Raw genomic sequence first — 17,524 nt, 5'->3', positions numbered from 1 at the left:
CCCCTTTTGAAATCATCCATCCTTAAACGGCATAACTGACTAATGAACGTGGCAGTAAGGAAAATGCACCTCCTTATGGATTAGACCTGAACGTACGCAGGATTAATCTCTTAAATGCAATATTAACGTCAACTTAGTTGACATTAACAGTATTAATTCCTTCCAAAATTGTAGATTGAATTCATTATATGAGCTATGAAATAAAAATTCAACATTATTTTTTATTATAAAATTTAATTTTACTTTTTCTTTTTATGCCTCTATACTATGTAAAAAGAAAACTCAAGCAAGCGAGGTGAGCCACTTTGCGAGTATTTGTAGGCGTAGATGGAGGCGGTACCAATACTGATGCAGCAATCATTTCTGAATTTGGAGAAATTCTTGCCCGGCTCAGCGGCGGTCCCACGAACCCTCACAGCGTACCACCTGAACAGGCCCTTTCCGAACTGCAACAAGTGCTGGAACAGCTATTTAATCTAAGAAGTGACTTATCGACAAATTGTGAAGGTATATGCCTCGGCATGTCAGGTGTAGATACAATCCAAGAACGGCAACTTATAGCCGACACAGTAAATAACTATATGAAGAACCGTAATCGACACAGATCAGATGTCTGTCCAGTCTGGGTGGTATCCGAAGGAGAGATTGCCCTGATGGCTTCTCTCGGACAGACTCACGGTGTACTGTGCATCTCTGGAACAGGGTCCATCGTGTACGGTTTTACGCTGGAAGGAGAACGATACCGTGCGGGAGGCTGGGGTCATCTGCTCGGAGATGAAGGGAGTGGCTATCGCATTGGACAACGTGCACTGCAAGTGGTCATGCAGAGTTATGACGGTGTTCTTCCTCCAACCGGTTTAACTCCGCTTCTTATAAAGAAGCTGAACCTTCGGGATATATCCGAGCTAAAGGCGCGGGTGTACCAGAATGATTGGGGCAAAACCGAGACCGCATCCATCGCCCGACTTGCCATAGAAGCTGCTGAATCCGGGGATGAGGCTGCCCGGGCACTGATCATCGATGCAGCTGCACAATTGGCAGATACCGCCAAGGCACTGATTGCCCGTCATCCGGAATTTGCAACCACTCAGGTTGTCCTGTCTGGATCACTGTTCCGATACGCTACACTTTTCCGAAATACATTTATCCAGAAGCTGTCAGGATATTATGAAAAATTGGACTTGGTATATCGTGAAGATGCCCCTGCTCCAGCAGTAGGTGCAGCACAGCTGGCAAGAAGACGCTGTTCCCTGAATGAATCATTTTGAAAGAGAGAAGGAGGCCATACGGATGAACCACATGCTGAACTCATTATTAACGGAACAACCCAATCCACTAACGGATCATATAGATGAATTGCCATCGGCAGAAATTATGGAACTGATCAATAAGGAAGATCAACGAATTGCGGAGCTGATTCAGCCCCTAATCCCGGTCATTGCCCAAGCGGCGGACCTGATCTTGGCAGCATTTCAGTCCGGCGGTAGGCTGTTCTATGTAGGTGCAGGTACCAGTGGACGATTGGGAATACTTGACGCTTCTGAATGCCCGCCTACCTACGGAACCCCTCCCTCCATGGTGCAGGGTATTATTGCAGGGGGATTCCGGGCAGTGAAGGATCCGGTAGAAGGTGCTGAAGATAGCGAGGAATTGGGAGCTGCGGACCTGGATGAGCATGGATTAGACGAAAACGATGTCGTGGTTGGTATCGCAGCTAGTGGGCGAACGCCATATGTGCTGGGTGCGATGAGACACGCCAAAGAGATCGGGGCTACTGTGATCAGCCTGAGTAACAACGCAGGTACGCCGATGACCCTTTTGGCTGATGTGAGCATCGAGGCTGTTGTAGGTCCTGAGGTTGTCATGGGGTCAACACGCATGAAGGCAGGCAGCGCCCAGAAGATGATTCTGAACATGCTCACTACTACCGCCATGATTCGTCTGGGCAAGGTCTACCGTAATTTTATGGTGGATCTGAACCCTTCGAACGAGAAGCTTGTTCATCGGGCCAAACGCATGATCCATTTGGCAACCGGAGCGAACGAAGCGGACATTGAACAGGCTTTTGCCAGCGCAGACGGTCATGTGAAAACAGCAATCGTTATGCTGATGGCAGGCGTGGACGCCGTGGAAGCTCAGCGCAGACTGGATCTGGCGGACGGATTTGTCCGCAGTGCCATTGGGGGTTCTTCCTGAATCATGCAGGGCGCATAGCCCTTGAAGTTGAAAGAGCCCGATATAGGTGTCTGGGCTCTTTTTTTGATTTTTTCATACTATAAGCGGATATCATCCGTCAAAAAAATCCCCTCCTGTATAAACAGAAAGGGATACATACGGTTCTACTTCACTTATGCTCCAAAATAGCCTGCCGACTCTTTTCCAAATATTCCACCGACTGGTTGTAGTCGCGGCTGGCAATCGCCAAATACAAAATGTCGATGACGTTCAGCTGTGCAATGCGTGACGACGTTGCTCCGCTCCGGATATCGCTTTCGGTGGAAGTAATCATCAGGGGTACATCCGCCAGACTGCTGAGCGTATTGCTGCCCCACTTGGTAATGCTAATCGTTGCAGCGCCGCCTTCACGGGCATGCTTCAGACAGGAGATCACGTTCGAAGTCTCCCCTGAGTATGAGATACATACCACCGCATCATCTTCGCGAAGCGTCGTTGCGGACGAAATCTGCATATGCGGATCGGCGAACGAAAAGCTTGTACGATTGATTCGCATGAACTTGTAGTGTGCATCCAGCGCAATCAGGTTGGAGGCCCCCACCCCGTAGAAAAAGATTCGTTTCGCCCGATGAAGCACGTCCACTGCCTGTTCCACCAGACGCGGATCCAAAATATGAACTGTATCCTTCACCGATTGAATATTGTTTGCGGACACATGCTGAATAATGCTCTCCATGGAGTCCTGGGGACGAATCTCCGTATATTGATATTGCTCACCTGTCTGCAAATCTCCGGCAATCTTCAGCTTCAGCTCCTGAAAACCCGTTACACCCAGCGATTTGCAGAGACGGATAATGGCAGCCGGGCTGCCACCGCTCCGTTCAGACAGCTGTGCCACCGAGGACTGAACCGTCTCTTGGGGATGATCCAGAATATAGGCCCCAATCTTCCGTTCCGACGGAGTTAAGTCGTCCATTAATGCGCGTAAACGTACAAGTCCACCCTTCATGCCTTCCATCCGCTCCTCCTTTCCGTACTGCATTCATGTACAAGCATTTTATCCTATAATTGCAATGGAGTCTAATCGGTTAAACGCTCTTGCATAGCCAAATCATTCGAAAACCAGGACTCACTACAGTGTCAGATTGCCCGATATTACTGCGTGTTTCGCGCCGGTTACTGCCGGGAGTGTGTTGGTTCTGCCCATAAGTGCCTCATGGCCAAGGAGGGCAAATCCGATCGCTTCGCGGGCATCATCCGGTATGCCATAATCCGCGGTACGTTCCAAACGGATGCCTTCCGGGAGTCGCTGTCGGATCATCTCCATCAGCGCGGCATTGGAAGTGCCGCCTCCGCAGGCCAGCATGGCCGATATTCGCACCTTCGGCAGGATAAAATCCTCCACTGCCCGCACGATCGTCTCCGCAGTTAGACAGGTGGCGGTAGCCAGCGTATCTTCCAGGGATAAGGAACGCGCAGCGGCCATATCCATCAGGCGCGCTGCATATGCCGCACCGTATACTTCACGTCCGGTGCTCTTGGGGGGAAGTCTTTTGAAATAATCATCGTCCAAACACAGATTCACCAGCCTCTGATCAAACGTCCCTTGTGCGGCCATGCTTCCATTTGGATCATAATGCTGCCGCCCACCTGTCGCCTGGCGTACAATCGCGTCCATCACCATATTGCCAGGTCCTGTATCAAAAGCCGAAATACCTGCGGCAGATGACGCCGCCGGGAGCACCGTAACGTTGCCAATGCCGCCGATATTTTGTACCAGCCGCCCTTCCGTTGGGCTGCGAAACATTAACGCATCGGCGTAAGGAGTGAGAGGCGCTCCTTCCCCACCAGCCGCCATATCCCTTGCACGCAGATTGCCGATCACCGGCAGTCCCGTTCGTTCACGGACAACGGCGCATTCGCCAATCTGGAGCGTGGACACCACGGGAAGGCTCCCACCAGTTGGCCCCGGAAAATCCGAAGCAACGGGTGCGTGCCATACGGTCTGCCCATGCATGCTGATCGCATCCACCTGCCCGGATGAGATTCCTGAGGATCGAATAAGCTCTCTGACACTGTGTGCATACCACTCCGATACGCCAAAATGTGCAGCCGTTAGCTCATCCACACGTGCCGTCTCCGGTGAGCATAGTCGAATCAGCACTTCTCTCAATTCATTGGAGTACGGTACGCAGACGAAGTCAACCAGATCGATCTTTTGCAATGCCCCGCTGTCATCTGTCAGAATCCGCACTAATGCCGCATCCGTCCCGTCGAGGGACGTGCCTGACATCAATCCAATGATGTAATGCTCCCGCTTCAAGCGATATTGCTCCCACATCGGATAGCTGCCTGTATCCATCCATTCACAACCTCCCGCCAGACCCGATGAACACGTCATCCTGCCATAATTTCACCCAGTATATGATATAAAATTTCACAAGTCAAATATTTTATGAAATTTAATTACACCCTTCCAACCATAGCTAGTCTTTGTCCAAACTGGAATGCTCACAAGATGTTTTTTGTGATATGAATATTTAGATTAAACTAAACAATTTACAAGATAACGGAGAGGGCAGAAATAACCTGAAGAAGCAAAGCGTTCGCCTAAAAGCTTTCTAAAAGGAAGCTACATCGGAAGCATACGCTATCCCCGGATTTTCCCTTTTTAAAAGGAATCGAAAAAATCTGGGGATAACAGCGATCGGAAGGTTGTTCTGACCGCGTAGTGACCAGTGTAAATATTTTTCAGTTGAATAAAAACAGATAAATAACGATCAAAAAAGAAACATTTTTACAATTTTACCGTTTATATAATGAAGGTATATTTTGGAATCGACATTTTGAGGGTTAGAAACCGTCACAAGCGGAAGGAGATACCGAGATGAACAATGCTGCTATTTGGTTTTCAACGGTACTATTACTGGGGGGATTGACGACTACATCGTCATCCATTGTTGGTGCCAAACCAGCTGTACCAGAACTAATTTCACAACGTTCCGTTGATGCAACTTCTGTAACTCCTTCCATCTATGCAAGCATCAAACCATTTAAAAAGAATAACAGTGCCAACAAAATCATCTGGAAAGGAGGAAGTATTACTTTAACCGCTACTACAGTGAAGTTGGAAGATAAGCCCACATTTGAACAAAACGTAATTCAATCCATTGTCGTCACCAAGGGGAGCCAGAAACATACGATTGAAACGAGTGATTTGGAGGATAATTGGCTCGATATCTCAAGTGTTGTTGCCTCCAACTCCAATACATGGCTTGCTATACATGCAAAACGTAGCGCAGGAAACACGCTGATGCTGCTTAACCTTCAAACGGGTGAAGTGACGGAATTAAATGACCGATTGAAAAAAGCAGGCAAGAAAAACATAGAAACCATTGCCACCTATAACTGGGCACCCCACGAGGATCAGATAGCCTTCTCTTACGGAGATCCCTCCAAGAGCTCACTAGCCATCTACAATGTTCAGAAAGAAAGCTTTATATACCTACCCAGAGCAACCAATTATATTAGTACCAATCTGATTCTGTGGCAAAAAAACGGAAAAATACTAGATTACATCAGTGAGTATCCGTCTGATCAAATGATACTTTATAGATATAGCATAGATAGTAACAAGGTGAAGCCTGTTAAGAAAATCAGCCGTAATGAGTTTACCGAGTGGTTCAAGCTGGATAAGTATCCCATACAGTAACGATCTAAATAGTAGAGGTGCATAATGAAAAAAACGATTTTACTTCTGTTTTTGAGTCTGTTCTTTCTGGTTATACTCCCTAACCAGGGAAATGCCGCTGTGAGCACGTCGAAAATTGTTTTGGACGGTGAGGAATTAATCCTCCCAAGTGACGTTCAGGTGACCATCGTGAATAAGAACGTCATGATTCCGATTCGTGTCGTTGCCGAGAATTTGAAATTCAAAGTCGATTGGAATCAACAAGCACGCAATGTAAAAATCCAGCAAGATGACCAGACGATATCTTTAACCGTAGATCAAAAACAAGCCATGGTAGCTGACAAGCAGGTTACCCTGAACACAGCCCCACTTATTTTGAATAAAACTCTGGTGGTGCCTATTCGATTTGTCAGTGAACAAATGGGGCTTACGGTGAAATGGGACAACAAGGAGAAAGTCGTATACTTAACGAACACCAATAAGGAGCCTAATAGCGAACCTGGCAACAGTTCAGGAAACAGCAACCCAACATCGCTAACCCATGTTACGGATATCCAATTTGCTAACAATCAGCTCGTCGTGTCTATGGATGGTCAATCCAAACCCGTGATGACGACTTTGAAGAATCCCGATCGTCTGGTCGTGGATCTGCCCGGAGCCGTGTTTGGTGATCTGGCGCAACCTTTGAATCAAAACATGAATGGCAAACTGGATGTGGACGCTTACCCCAATGTAACGGAAGTTAGATATTCTCTTTTTAAACAAGACCCTGGTCAAGTCCGAATTGTTGTTGAATTGAATCAAGTGAAGGATATCCAATACAGCCAGAACGTCATTGCCGATAAACTAATTATTGATCTGAATGTTTCGGGAGATAGCGTCACATCCGTTCCCGTAACTCCTGTAGGGGATTCAGGGCGCAAGGTTGTTGTCATCGACCCCGGCCATGGTGGTAAAGATCCAGGAGCAACCAGCATCACCAACAAACCCGAGAAAGAATATAATTTGGCATTGGCTCTCAAAGTACAAGCACTGCTTCTGAATGAGCCGGATATCGAATTGGTGATGACTCGTGACGGTGATACTTATCCCACCCGCCCGGAGCGTGTTCAGCTCGCCAATCAATTAAACGCGGATGTATTTGTATCTATCCATGGCAATAATGTGGAGTCCTCACCCCAGGCGACAGGTACGGAGACGTTCTACTATCAACGTAGTAGCAGCAAGGAATTAGCCAATATCATTCACCAGCGTTTGGTTAAAGCCATGGGGCTCAAAGACCGTGGTGTGAAAAATGGTAACTTGGAAGTGATCAGAGACACAACCATGCCTGCAGTACTTTTGGAAGTGGGATTTCTGAGTAATGTTATGGATGAAGAACTGATGTCGTCCGATGTCGTTCAGATGAAAGCTGCTCAAGCGATAGCAGATGGGATTAAGGAATACCTGGGTATAAATTAAAAGATAAAACATAATGTAAATACGCTGGAGGATGTGATCCATTGAAAACGAAATTGGGATGTGCACTCGTCTTATCCTTCTTCATGATTGTTGCCATTGGTTGTGCTCAGAAGCCAGTCAGTGAATCCGGATCGGCCGAACCTGCTGTTCAGGGGGGACAGTCACCAAACCCATCCGAAGCCAAGGTGGACCTGGGCACAATGAACACACAAGCGGTTGATGTGTATTTCGCAGATTCACAGGTACTGGAACTGGAGAAAAAAGAGCAGGAAATTGAATATAAGGACGATTCCGAGAAATATAAAAAAACATTTGAAGCTTTACAAAATAATACCGATTCGGAGCTCGTATCCCTCTGGGAGAAGGTCGAATTGCTCTCCATACAGTACGGCGAGGGCAAAGTCACTCTGGATATTCATATCCCGGATGAGGCCAAATTGGGAACCAGTGGCGAACTGCTTGCATTGGATGCACTGACCCAGACGATGTTTCAATATGATGAAGTAGAAAGTATTGATATCCTAGTGGACGGTGAAGCCCTGGACAGCTTGATGGGCCATTCAGAGCTGGAGCATCCTATTCAGCGCCAATCCTAATTTTAAAAAAGGCACCAGATGATTCTCTCCTTGAATCATCTCCCTTGCATGATGAGAAGCATAATTTCTCATCATGCATTTTTATTTTTATAAAAATCAACATTCAAAAAGACGTCCCCAGGGACGCCCTACATAGATCCAATCCTTATAAAATTCCTATCTACAGATACAGCTCATCTCCGGGAGATAGCGAATGCAGTATTTCCTTCCCCGAGACCCATTTTTCGCTGAGTAAGCCTTCTCTCAGTTTATCCGTCTCTGCCCGATCCGCATGCACAAGCACCGTATGCCTTGCAGGAACCTGGTGCAGCATCGTCTCAACATCCTTCCAGCCCTGGTGTACCTTATAACGTATTTTACGTACTTCGCACGCGCCGTACTTTGCAGGATTATGAAAAAGCCTGTGAGCGTATGTGCCAGCAGAGACATGTCCGGTGAGCAGCACCAGATTATTTCCACCGTCCGCAAACTGGCTATAGTACCAGCGAGCAAGAGACGACTGCATCATCCCGTCCGGAATGAACCACAAAGAAGCCGCATGGTGATTCAGTAGCCGCTCTCGTTCTTCCTTTGTCACAGGCAGCTCCCAACCCTGACCACTCAGAAAACGCCCAATCGTATCCTGCACAGGGTCAGGTAAGTGTTCTTCCTCTTCCTTTAGCCAATATGGGGCTCGTAAAAGCTGCTTCAGTCCGTCCACCAAGCCTTGTTCCACTACAATCGGAACGTCCGGGAACTGCTGCTGTGCCCACAGCATGATTTCCTGACCACGACCTACCGAAGGCATAGGCATCAGCACCTTTCCACCCCGGGCAATCGCCTCACGGATGACATGCTCCAGTTGCTCCAGCTTGTTGCCCTGTGTATCGCGATCTGTACCGTATGCGGCATCCACAATCGCCAAATCCAGCAGGCTGATTGGAGATGCCGGGGTCACTTCCGCTTCCTTCGATGTGGCATAGGCAAACTGTTGCTCCACAGGCCTTCCTGCTGATACCGATGATCGCAACACCCCTTCGGATGAAGCAGAGGCCAAGGTATGCGATGCGGATGGCTCTCCTGCCACAGCATGCCCACCATTCACGGCGGTTAGTGTATCCAGCTTCCAACGTGTATTAACTGAAGCATCAAGGTCCCGCTTGTTACGTGGTAATCTTGCGTGCCAGAACACATCGGCTGGACAATCCTCCTGTAGAAGCATGGACTCCGACGTGTAGTCACCGGAATAAAATATCCGCTTATCTTCCATTTCCAGCCCGAACCATACCGATCCTGCAAGGTGTCCGCTGCGCCCCCAGACCGCCGAGACGCCAGGGAACAGATCAAACCAGGTTCCACCCTCGGCTTCGTCCTCCAGAAATCGATAACGAATCAATTGTTCATCGCCTTCTTCGTAAGGCAGAGCATGCCCTGCTCGCTCCATATTTCTTCTCCAAGCTCTGAAATAGGTGTCCAGCTGCTCCCTGGTTTCCCGCGTTGTCCATACTTCGCCCTGATACCCCAGCCTATAGAGCAAGGGAATAGCGACAGAATGATCCTCATGGGCGTGTGACAACAGCACTACATCCAGCTTCTTAACGATTTCCGGTTCGATCAGCGGATACTCGCCGGCTCCTTCTTTTTTCACGCCACAATCCAGTAAAAGCTGAACCAGGCTCCCACTCAGCAGATAGGCGGAACGTCCATGTTCCCCAGCACCGCCCCATACCTTCAGTTTGATCATGATGCATTCCACTTTCTCTTCGAATTCAGAACTTCAATACCAAGCAGCATCAGTACCGTCATGCCGACAGTAACCACGGCCATCGCCATCCCCAATGAGACCTGACCTTGTTCAAATTGTGCAAAAATATACGTAGCCGAGGTCTGCATCGATGGAGGTAAAATCAACAGCGACCCTACCAGCTCCCGGGTGGCAATCGTGAATGTCATCATCCACCCGGCCAGCATGCCGGGAATGATCAGTGGTAGAAGAATGCGCCGCAGAATATACAGCGGTTTTCCGCCAAAGACCTGCCCCGCTTGGAACAACGTTCCGTCAATCTGGGTGAAGCTTGATTTGACATACTGCACCGTGTAAGGCAAGAAGAGCACCACATACGTCAGAACAACCATTCCGTACGAATTATACAGCGTAAACGGCATCCATGGTGAATTCCAGAACAGGATGAGACCCACCACCATGACAATGCCTGGTACCGTATTCGGCAGCAGACTGAACAGGTCAATGACACGCTGCATAAAGGAAGATGATTTACCAATCGTCAGTGCAAAACCTGTACCGATAATAACCGCAACTGTCGAAGCAGCCAGTGACAGTCCCAGACTGTTCCCGATTGCTTTCATACTGACCGATCCCCAGGACAGTAATTCCCGGTAATGATCCAGCGTCAGATTATCGAAGGATAATCCCGCCCCGCGCAGCTTCATCGTCGACGCCGCAATAATGGAGAAATACGGGATGCCCACTGACAGAATTAGCAGCAACGCGAGATACAACCCGCACAACCAGCCTGCTCCGCCGCGTAGGGAGTACCGTTTGGAACGCTGCCCTTTGCCCCCTACCAGTCGGTACGTGAACTTACGACTCATGGCAGACTGCATGTACCACATCACCAGACAGACCGACAGCAGCACAGAAGCAAGCGAAGTCGCCTTGCCAAAATCAATCGGCCAGCTGGAGATATACTTGTGGATTTCAGAGGTCATGACATAATAGCCAATCTTGCGTCCAAAGGTTGCTGGCGTTCCGAATTCTGCAATCGTTTTGACAAAGACGAGCATGATCCCCATGCCGTAGGAAGACAACAGCAGTGGTAAAATAATGCGTCTGAATCGGTATCCCGCACGTCCCCCGTGCACCGCTCCCGCTTCTTCCAGATTGCCTCCAATACGAATGATTGCATCCCGAAGCAGCAGGTACAGGAAGGGGAACAGGTGCAGGCTCATAATGAGCACCATGCCCCAGAAGCTGAAGAACAGCTCACTCCAGCTTGCAGCGGAGGGCACCCATTGCTGCAGGTATCCCCCTTTTTGCATAAACAGAATCCAGCCCATGGAGCCGATATACGGTGGAGTCATGAACGGAATCATGAGGATTACGTCCACCCAGCGATGTTGACCCATGCGGGTCTTCGCCATCATCCAGGCCAGTGGCAATGCCAGCAGCGTTGTTACAGCTACTACGCAGATCCCTAACCAGACGGAATTCAGCAGCACCCCGGATAAATGCTGGCCGGTAATGGTCCGAATCGGAGCCATCCAATCCCATTGCCCATCCGGGTACACACTCTGCCAGAAAATCAGCAAGAGCGGTACACCAATGCTTATCGTTAGCAGAAAGAGGGCCAGAATCACGCCCACTCTCCGAAAAATACGGTTGTTGTCAACTACAACTGGTTTCACTACGTTTTCACCTCACATGACTTCCACAAGACACTCTCTATGTTGCTTACTCTCATTACTCTCAAGATCCAGTCGTTATATCTAATTCATAGATGCTCGGGAAGAATGCATAATCTTATTTAAAAGTCTCGGAGAAACGTGCCGCTGTCTCATCTCCGTGTTCACTCATCCAGTTCCAATCCACTTTGAGCTGCGGGATGTCTTTCACATTCGCCCGGTTAGTGGCCTCGATATCTTCACGTCCCGGAATCAGGTAAGCATCTGTAACGAGCTTCTGTGCCTCATCGGACAACAGGTAGTCGATAAACGCCTTGGCATTCTCCACATTCTGACTCGATTTCAGGATCGCTGCCGGTCTCGGACTGATTACAGTCCCTTCCTCTGGATATACAATATCCAGTGGTTCACCTTTGGCTTTGGAGGAATACGCCATGTAATCCACACCAGCTGCTACGATGCTCTTCGCTCCGGTAATAACCGGATCAAGCGCTTCCTGATTTGCTCCTGCCATCGCTACACCATTTGCTTTGTAGCTGTCCAGCAAGTCCCAGCCCTTATCTCCGTTCGCACTCAGGTATCCTGTAATGAAGTCCAGCGCCGAACCAGACAGCGTAGGATCCGGGATGTTGACTAGGTCCTTCCAGGCAGGTGTTGCAAGTTCAGCCCAACTGGTTGGTGGCGTGGACACCAGCTTGGTATTGTAGACAATGCCGAGCGCAGAAGCACTGGAGCTAAAATAGTTACCTTCGGCATCCGACCAATCCTTGTTCAGCTTGTCTGCATTCTCGGCATCAGCATACGGGAGTGTCAGACCATCCGCTTTCAGTGCTTGTGCTGAAGGCAGGGAGGCCAGAATAACGACGTCCGCTACCGGATTGGATTTCTCAGCTTCCATGCGAGCCAGAATTTTACCTGTTGTACCTTGGAACATCTCTACTTCAATGCCCGTCTTGGCTGTAAATCCGCTGATGATGTTATCCGCCAGCTTCTGTGGTCCTGCACTGTACACTACCAGCTTGCCGCCGGCTGGTTTTGTCGTTTCCGCCGATGCAGTAGCAGCACTGCCTTCCCCTGCAGCTTGACCCGCATTCCCGGTGGTTGAATTACCAGTGCTGCATCCGAACAAACTGATACTCATTACCGCTGATAATAACAGCATTGCGCTTCTCTTCCGTGTCTTCATACCTAACATTTCATTCCATCTCCCTTGGTTTCTGATTATATTGGTATTCAAGTTTCTGCAAACTCAGGCTGTCCATATTGGTTAGTTAGCTGCTGCTATGAATTCTCGCTGCTTCACATTCGGGCTATCTTGCCCGTTCATTCGGCAGATCCGCTCCGGGGATACATAGAGCTGAATCTTCTCCCCTACACGCACTCTTTGATCCAGATAGGCTGTCCATACCCCCAGCCCTTCCATCTGCACCCGAATTTCATAACGTTCTCCTACATAACTGACGCTGAGCACCACGGCCTGATAACACAGATCATCATGACCTGTTTTGCTCCAGGAGACATGTTCCGGTCTCACCATGGACTGATTAGGCGTAAGCCAGTTGGACTTTCCGATAAACGAAGCAACAAAGGGATCGCTTGGCGATCCGTAGATCGTTTCCGGGGTTCCTTTTTGCAATATCCGCCCCTTCTCCATCACCACAATCTCATCCGACATCGACATCGCCTCAACCTGATCATGGGTGACGTACAGCGCGGTCAGTCCCATATCCCGTACCAAGGACATCATCTCAATCCGCATCTCTTCCCGCAGTACGGCATCCAGTGCACTTAGCGGCTCATCGAACAGGATAATCCCCGGTCTCACCGCTACCGCTCTGGCAAAAGCAACCCGCTGCTGCTGTCCTCCCGACAGCTGATGAGGATAGCGATCCTCCATGCCTTGCAGGCGAACCATACCAAGTGCTTCGGTCACCTTCTGGCGCAGATCCGATTTTTGCTTTCCGGCCTTTAGGCCGAACGCCACATTTTCGTACACTGTCATATGCGGCCATAATGCAAAATCCTGAAACACCATGCCCAGATTACGCTTATGTGTCGGTACATCTATTCGCCTCGTCGCCGAGTAGAAACTCTTGCCATCCGCGACGATTTCTCCCGCATCCGGCTGCTCCAGCCCGGCCAGCATGCGCAGCAGTGTCGTTTTGCCGCAGCCGGATGGGCCAAGCAACGTCGTAAACTGTCCATGCTGAAGCGTTAAATCCGTGGGCAGCAGTGCGGGAGTGCGATTGAATGATTTTTGAATTCCCGTAATTTCCATTTTCATAAGCATCCCTGCCTGTCTTCTTGTACTGTTCTCAGTCTAACGTCCGCTTTCGCGAGTTGTATGTTAGAAATGTAAAATTGGAATTAACTTTTTAGATGAATTCTGTTGATCTTCATAGATTAAATCTATATAAGGTGATTCAAAGTTACCTGAGAGGAGTGTTGAGTTCGTTGAACCTGATTAAACTGCAAATTGTTGAACTCATTGATAAGCATCATCATATGACCAGTGTGGCCGAGCTTCTCGGCATTAAGCAGCCTACCGTTACCTTTCATATGAAGTCTCTGGAGGAAGAGATGGGGGTACGATTATTTGAATCGCGTAGTGGAAAGACGTTTCTGACCGAGGCTGGACAAGCCCTTTTACATTATTCCGTCAAAATCAATGCCCTGACCCAGGAAGCACGCAGAGTCGTACAGGAATATGACAGCCTGTATCGGGGCACCCTGCACATTGGAGCGAGCTATGTACCTGCAACATATCTGTTGCCACCTATTTTGAACACATTTTCTCAGGAATTCCCCGGTATTCGAATTATGTTATCGGTCAAGCCTTCACCCGTTATCCGCGAAATGTTGATCCGTCACCAGATTGATCTGGGTGTGATCTCTTCTGAACCATTTGTGGGTCCGGTACTGCAAGCAGAAACGCTGTGTGAAGACGATCTGGTATTAATCTGTTCTCCACAGCATGCCTTGGCCCAAAGGGATGTATTAAAACCCGAGCATATGGCACAGGTTCCTTTTGCGCTCCACGGGAATGAATCCAGCACTCGCCGTTTAACCAACCAATGGCTGGAGCAACACGATATTCGTCTGCGGAGTACCGTGGAGATGGATTCTCTGGAAGCAATCAAGCAGCTGGTTTTACTCGGTGGTCATATCTCGTTCATGTCACGAATGGCCGTACAGTGGGAGGAGCAGCATGGACTGATCAAGGTACTCCCCATTCCTGGGGAGCAGGCTCCGCGGCATATTTACACCGTCCACAACAAGGATCGTCATCCTTCAGTTCAGGTCAACCGCTTCAAGGAAGTGCTGCGGGACAAGAGCCATAGCTTCTCTCTTTTCAGTTCATAATCCCGCTATCCCATATAAACTATCGCTTGGCATTCATCAAATCTATGCAGGGTTAACGCAACGAGTCCTTCCATTTAATCGCTTTCATATACTCGGACGATAAAGTGGGTCTGTACGTTAATCCAGCCTAGGGAGTGATTGGTTTTGAAAAAATGGAAAAAGGTAACCGCCTCATTCATGTTGAGCATCGTGACATTGGGAAGTGGACTGACGTTTCTGGAAGCACCACAGGCTTCAGCAGCAGCTAATGCTGTTCCTGCCTATGAAGTGAAGTTTCTGGCTAAGCCGGAGCTGGTATTGAACACAGATGGGACGCCACGCAGTGAAGTCATTCAGACGCTTGGCTTAAGTTCCACAGCAAAAAACATTAGTGCAGAGTATTTCGACACCAACGCATTGAATCTTGATCAACAGGGATGGAACGTCCGTTTTCGGAAGAAAGATGACAAGAACAATTATGAACTGACTTATAAAAAGCGCTATCCTGTTATCAATGGTGATGTTAATGCGGCGCTGACTCTGGCTAATCAAGAGGGATTTGATGCGTCAGACGATAATTATGAGGCTGAAATTGACTGGGGATATGGCAAACAAACATTGAGCTTCTCCAACACCAAAAAGGTGGATACCACAGCTACAGGCGTACAACTTCCATCACAGCAAGAAGCATTGAACATGTTATTGGACAAACTGCCAGGCAAATTAAAAAATTGGTCCTCCTCCAACTGGGGTAAACAACAACTCACACAATCCCGTGCCTACGGCCCAGTAACGTTCCAACGTTATGAAGGCACATGGAATGGACAAGAACTTACCCTTGAAGTATGGCCTATTCGTAACGCAGCAGGCACAGGAGTAGAGAATATTGTAGAGATTTCATTCAAAACAACAGATACTTCGGCTGTTTCCGGACTGCGTACCCAACTGATGCAAGTGCTTCAGAACAAAAACTGGCTCATTCCTGCCGATGGCCTGAAAACTCAGCTGATCTTGGAAAGATACTAATTGGTAGTTGTTGTCTATACCTTATAAGTCTACGTAACTGCCTCTAGCGGCTTAAAGGGCAACGGGGAAAATGGGCATAACTATGTTCTTAATGAAAAGAAACAGATCATGTCCGTTACCCTTCTCTTACCGTATCGCTTAAACATACAATAATATGCTTGGTTTTATCTGCCCATTAGAGCCTAAATCCCATTTCATCCAAAACAAAAGGAGATCAGCAGGAATATATTGCTGATCTCCTTTGTATTTATTATGCTTTACAGTTAGTATATTTTAAAGGTTTGGGCGGTTTCGATCCCCAGCGCACTCTGGATAAATGTATTGGCGACCCGCTCCACAGGCACCGGATTAAATCCAATAAACACACCCTTATATTTCTCTGCGGATTCAACAAACAGGTTAGGGCTAACGGAATTCAAACGTATACCTCGAGGAAGCTCATACGCTGCTGCTTTGGCAAACGAATCAATTGCACCATTGACCATAGCACTGGATGCGCCTTTCAGTATGGGATGGTCCTGTATAATGCCGCTGACCAGCGTAAAACTCCCCTTATCGTTGATGTAATGCTGCCCAATCAAGACGATATTCACCTGACCGAGTAATTTGCCCTGTACACTAATCATGTTGTTCTCCGGGGTCAGTTCCTCCAACTTCGCATAATGAGTCTGACCTGCTGCAACAATGACATAGTCAATATTAGTCACCCTTTCAAAGAGGGCTGTAATACTCTCTGTCGAGGTCATATCCACCTGGTAATCGCCGGACTGCCTGCCGGCTGTAATAACCTCAACGGAATATTCCTGAAGCTTCGCAACAACCGCCTTGCCTAATGTGCCATTTCCTCCAATAACCAGAGCCCTTTTCATACTACGCCTCCTTTTTATCAGTGAAAGCATGAAATTATCCATTCGTTGATCTCTTCATTTAAACAAAGTTCATTCACATAATCAAACTCACTTCACAATTAAGCCTAATAATCCAACAAAAGAGGCTGCCTGAGAATCTGAGATGATGCATCCGTCCAGATCCTCAATATCTACATGTAACCTTTCAAAGCTACAATCACTAAGGTCCACTCCCTTAAGTTTTACACCTGACAAAAGAGCTTGGTCTATATTGCATTCAGAGAACTCCAGTTTTTGAGGTGTAGCTTGAAAGAAATCGCCACTCACCAGAGAGGATTCGGTGTACTTCACCTGTTTAAACTTGGAGAAACGGAATAAAGAAAGGTCAGCGACACAACCCTGAAAGCTTACATTCTGGAGCCTGCTATTTGCAAAATTGGTACCAAGCAATTTACAGTTTCTAAATTCCGTCCGGTGGAGGAAAGAGCCGTTAAAGTTCATATTAGACAAATCACATTTATCAAAAATTACATCGGTAAGCTCGACTTCCGGTAATGAGGACTCACTAAAGATCACGTTCTCAAAAACCACTTTATCGAATGATACCCTGCTGGCGCTCTGATTCTCAATAGCGATATTACTGAATCGCCCATGCTTAATTTCTTCTTTGCTCTCCCATGCTTCTAAAGCCAACGATAAGTCTTCAAGCTCCAGAGGAATCTTTGGCGTTTCCATTTTAGTTTTCATAAGTCCTCCCACTATTTTCTTATATAAATTACTATATCAAAAAGAGCCCTTGCAGTAAGCAAGAGCTCTCTTTGATGTTACCATGAAGCGGGTGATGGGAATCGAACCCACGCTATTAGCTTGGAAGGCTAAAGTTCTACCATTGAACTACACCCGCATATAAAAATCGGGATGACACGATTTGAACATGCGACCCCCTGGTCCCAAACCAGGTGCTCTACCAAGCTGAGCTACAT

Annotated in this window: 15 protein-coding genes and 1 tRNA gene; 7 read left to right on the top strand and 9 right to left on the bottom strand. The window is 48.0% G+C overall.

Going from position 1 to position 17,524, the window contains the following annotated elements; genetic code table 11:
* The first annotated feature begins 305 nt into the window (after window positions 1–305).
* Window positions 306–1,268, top strand: coding sequence for an N-acetylglucosamine kinase (locus tag P5G61_RS14765; RefSeq protein ID WP_301247249.1), 963 nt, complete (start codon window positions 306–308; stop codon window positions 1,266–1,268).
* A 22-nt stretch (window positions 1,269–1,290) separates the two neighbouring features.
* Complete coding sequence (gene murQ, locus P5G61_RS14760; protein WP_301247248.1) at window positions 1,291–2,196, top strand: N-acetylmuramic acid 6-phosphate etherase; 906 nt, start codon at window positions 1,291–1,293, stop codon at window positions 2,194–2,196.
* 148 nt (window positions 2,197–2,344) lie between these two features.
* On the opposite strand, the gene P5G61_RS14755 is transcribed toward murQ, so the two are convergent.
* A complete protein-coding gene (locus P5G61_RS14755) occupies window positions 2,345–3,184 on the bottom strand; it encodes a MurR/RpiR family transcriptional regulator (protein WP_079348896.1) in 840 nt (279 codons plus the stop codon).
* A gap of 123 nt (window positions 3,185–3,307) precedes the next feature.
* Entirely contained in the window at window positions 3,308–4,537 is a 1,230-nt protein-coding gene (locus tag P5G61_RS14750) for an anhydro-N-acetylmuramic acid kinase (RefSeq protein WP_301247247.1), read from the bottom strand.
* Window positions 4,538–5,062: 525 nt separating this feature from the next.
* Between P5G61_RS14750 and P5G61_RS14745 the strand changes: the two genes are divergently transcribed.
* Genes P5G61_RS14745 through P5G61_RS14735 form a run of 3 tightly spaced genes read left to right on the top strand, consistent with a single transcriptional unit; the run spans window position 5,063 to window position 7,923 of the window.
* Window positions 5,063–5,887 (top strand): hypothetical protein, encoded by an 825-nt coding sequence (locus P5G61_RS14745; RefSeq protein WP_301247246.1) that lies wholly within the window; start codon window positions 5,063–5,065, stop codon window positions 5,885–5,887.
* Window positions 5,888–5,911: 24 nt separating this feature from the next.
* The gene (locus P5G61_RS14740; RefSeq protein WP_301247245.1) at window positions 5,912–7,327 is read left to right on the top strand and encodes an N-acetylmuramoyl-L-alanine amidase family protein; all 1,416 of its coding nucleotides are present in this window, start codon (window positions 5,912–5,914) and stop codon (window positions 7,325–7,327) included.
* A gap of 41 nt (window positions 7,328–7,368) precedes the next feature.
* Window positions 7,369–7,923, top strand: coding sequence for a GerMN domain-containing protein (locus P5G61_RS14735; RefSeq protein ID WP_079348543.1), 555 nt, complete (start codon window positions 7,369–7,371; stop codon window positions 7,921–7,923).
* Window positions 7,924–8,083: 160 nt separating this feature from the next.
* Here the strand turns inward: P5G61_RS14735 and P5G61_RS14730 are convergent, their stop codons facing one another.
* The 4 genes from P5G61_RS14730 to P5G61_RS14715 form a co-directional block, all read right to left on the bottom strand.
* On the bottom strand, window positions 8,084–9,646 hold the full coding sequence (locus P5G61_RS14730) for an MBL fold metallo-hydrolase (RefSeq protein WP_301247244.1): 1,563 nt from the start codon (window positions 9,644–9,646) through the stop codon (window positions 8,084–8,086).
* Window positions 9,643–11,328 carry an ABC transporter permease gene (locus P5G61_RS14725; protein WP_301247243.1) on the bottom strand — a complete coding sequence of 562 codons (1,686 nt, stop codon included), beginning with the start codon at window positions 11,326–11,328 and terminating at the stop codon, window positions 9,643–9,645. Before P5G61_RS14725 ends, P5G61_RS14730 begins: the two co-directional genes overlap by 4 nt.
* A gap of 115 nt (window positions 11,329–11,443) precedes the next feature.
* Window positions 11,444–12,520 carry an ABC transporter substrate-binding protein gene (locus tag P5G61_RS14720; protein WP_301247242.1) on the bottom strand — a complete coding sequence of 359 codons (1,077 nt, stop codon included), beginning with the start codon at window positions 12,518–12,520 and terminating at the stop codon, window positions 11,444–11,446.
* A gap of 72 nt (window positions 12,521–12,592) precedes the next feature.
* A complete protein-coding gene (locus P5G61_RS14715; protein ID WP_301247241.1) occupies window positions 12,593–13,609 on the bottom strand; it encodes an ABC transporter ATP-binding protein in 1,017 nt (338 codons plus the stop codon).
* Between the two features lie 170 nt (window positions 13,610–13,779).
* Here P5G61_RS14715 and P5G61_RS14710 point away from each other — a divergent pair, with 170 nt between their 5' ends.
* Together P5G61_RS14710 and P5G61_RS14705 are read left to right on the top strand one after the other, a co-directional pair.
* A complete protein-coding gene (locus P5G61_RS14710; RefSeq protein WP_301247240.1) occupies window positions 13,780–14,688 on the top strand; it encodes a LysR family transcriptional regulator in 909 nt (302 codons plus the stop codon).
* A 144-nt stretch (window positions 14,689–14,832) separates the two neighbouring features.
* Window positions 14,833–15,693 carry a CYTH domain-containing protein gene (locus tag P5G61_RS14705; protein ID WP_301247239.1) on the top strand — a complete coding sequence of 287 codons (861 nt, stop codon included), beginning with the start codon at window positions 14,833–14,835 and terminating at the stop codon, window positions 15,691–15,693.
* Window positions 15,694–15,956: 263 nt separating this feature from the next.
* Here P5G61_RS14705 and P5G61_RS14700 read toward each other — a convergent pair whose 3' ends face one another.
* The 3 genes from P5G61_RS14700 to P5G61_RS14690 form a co-directional block, all read right to left on the bottom strand.
* Complete coding sequence (locus P5G61_RS14700) at window positions 15,957–16,562, bottom strand: short chain dehydrogenase (protein WP_301247238.1); 606 nt, start codon at window positions 16,560–16,562, stop codon at window positions 15,957–15,959.
* An 87-nt stretch (window positions 16,563–16,649) separates the two neighbouring features.
* Entirely contained in the window at window positions 16,650–17,288 is a 639-nt protein-coding gene (locus P5G61_RS14695) for a pentapeptide repeat-containing protein (RefSeq protein ID WP_301247237.1), read from the bottom strand.
* Window positions 17,289–17,374: 86 nt separating this feature from the next.
* Window positions 17,375–17,445 (bottom strand) — tRNA-Gly (locus P5G61_RS14690).
* Between the last annotated feature and the right edge of the window lie 79 nt (window positions 17,446–17,524).

It is taken from the genome of Paenibacillus vandeheii (assembly GCF_030433635.1).
In the GTDB taxonomy this organism is placed as follows: domain Bacteria; phylum Bacillota; class Bacilli; order Paenibacillales; family Paenibacillaceae; genus Paenibacillus; species Paenibacillus vandeheii.
The sequence above is the reverse complement of the archived record's forward strand: the minus strand, read 5'-3'. Positions and strand labels throughout refer to the sequence as shown.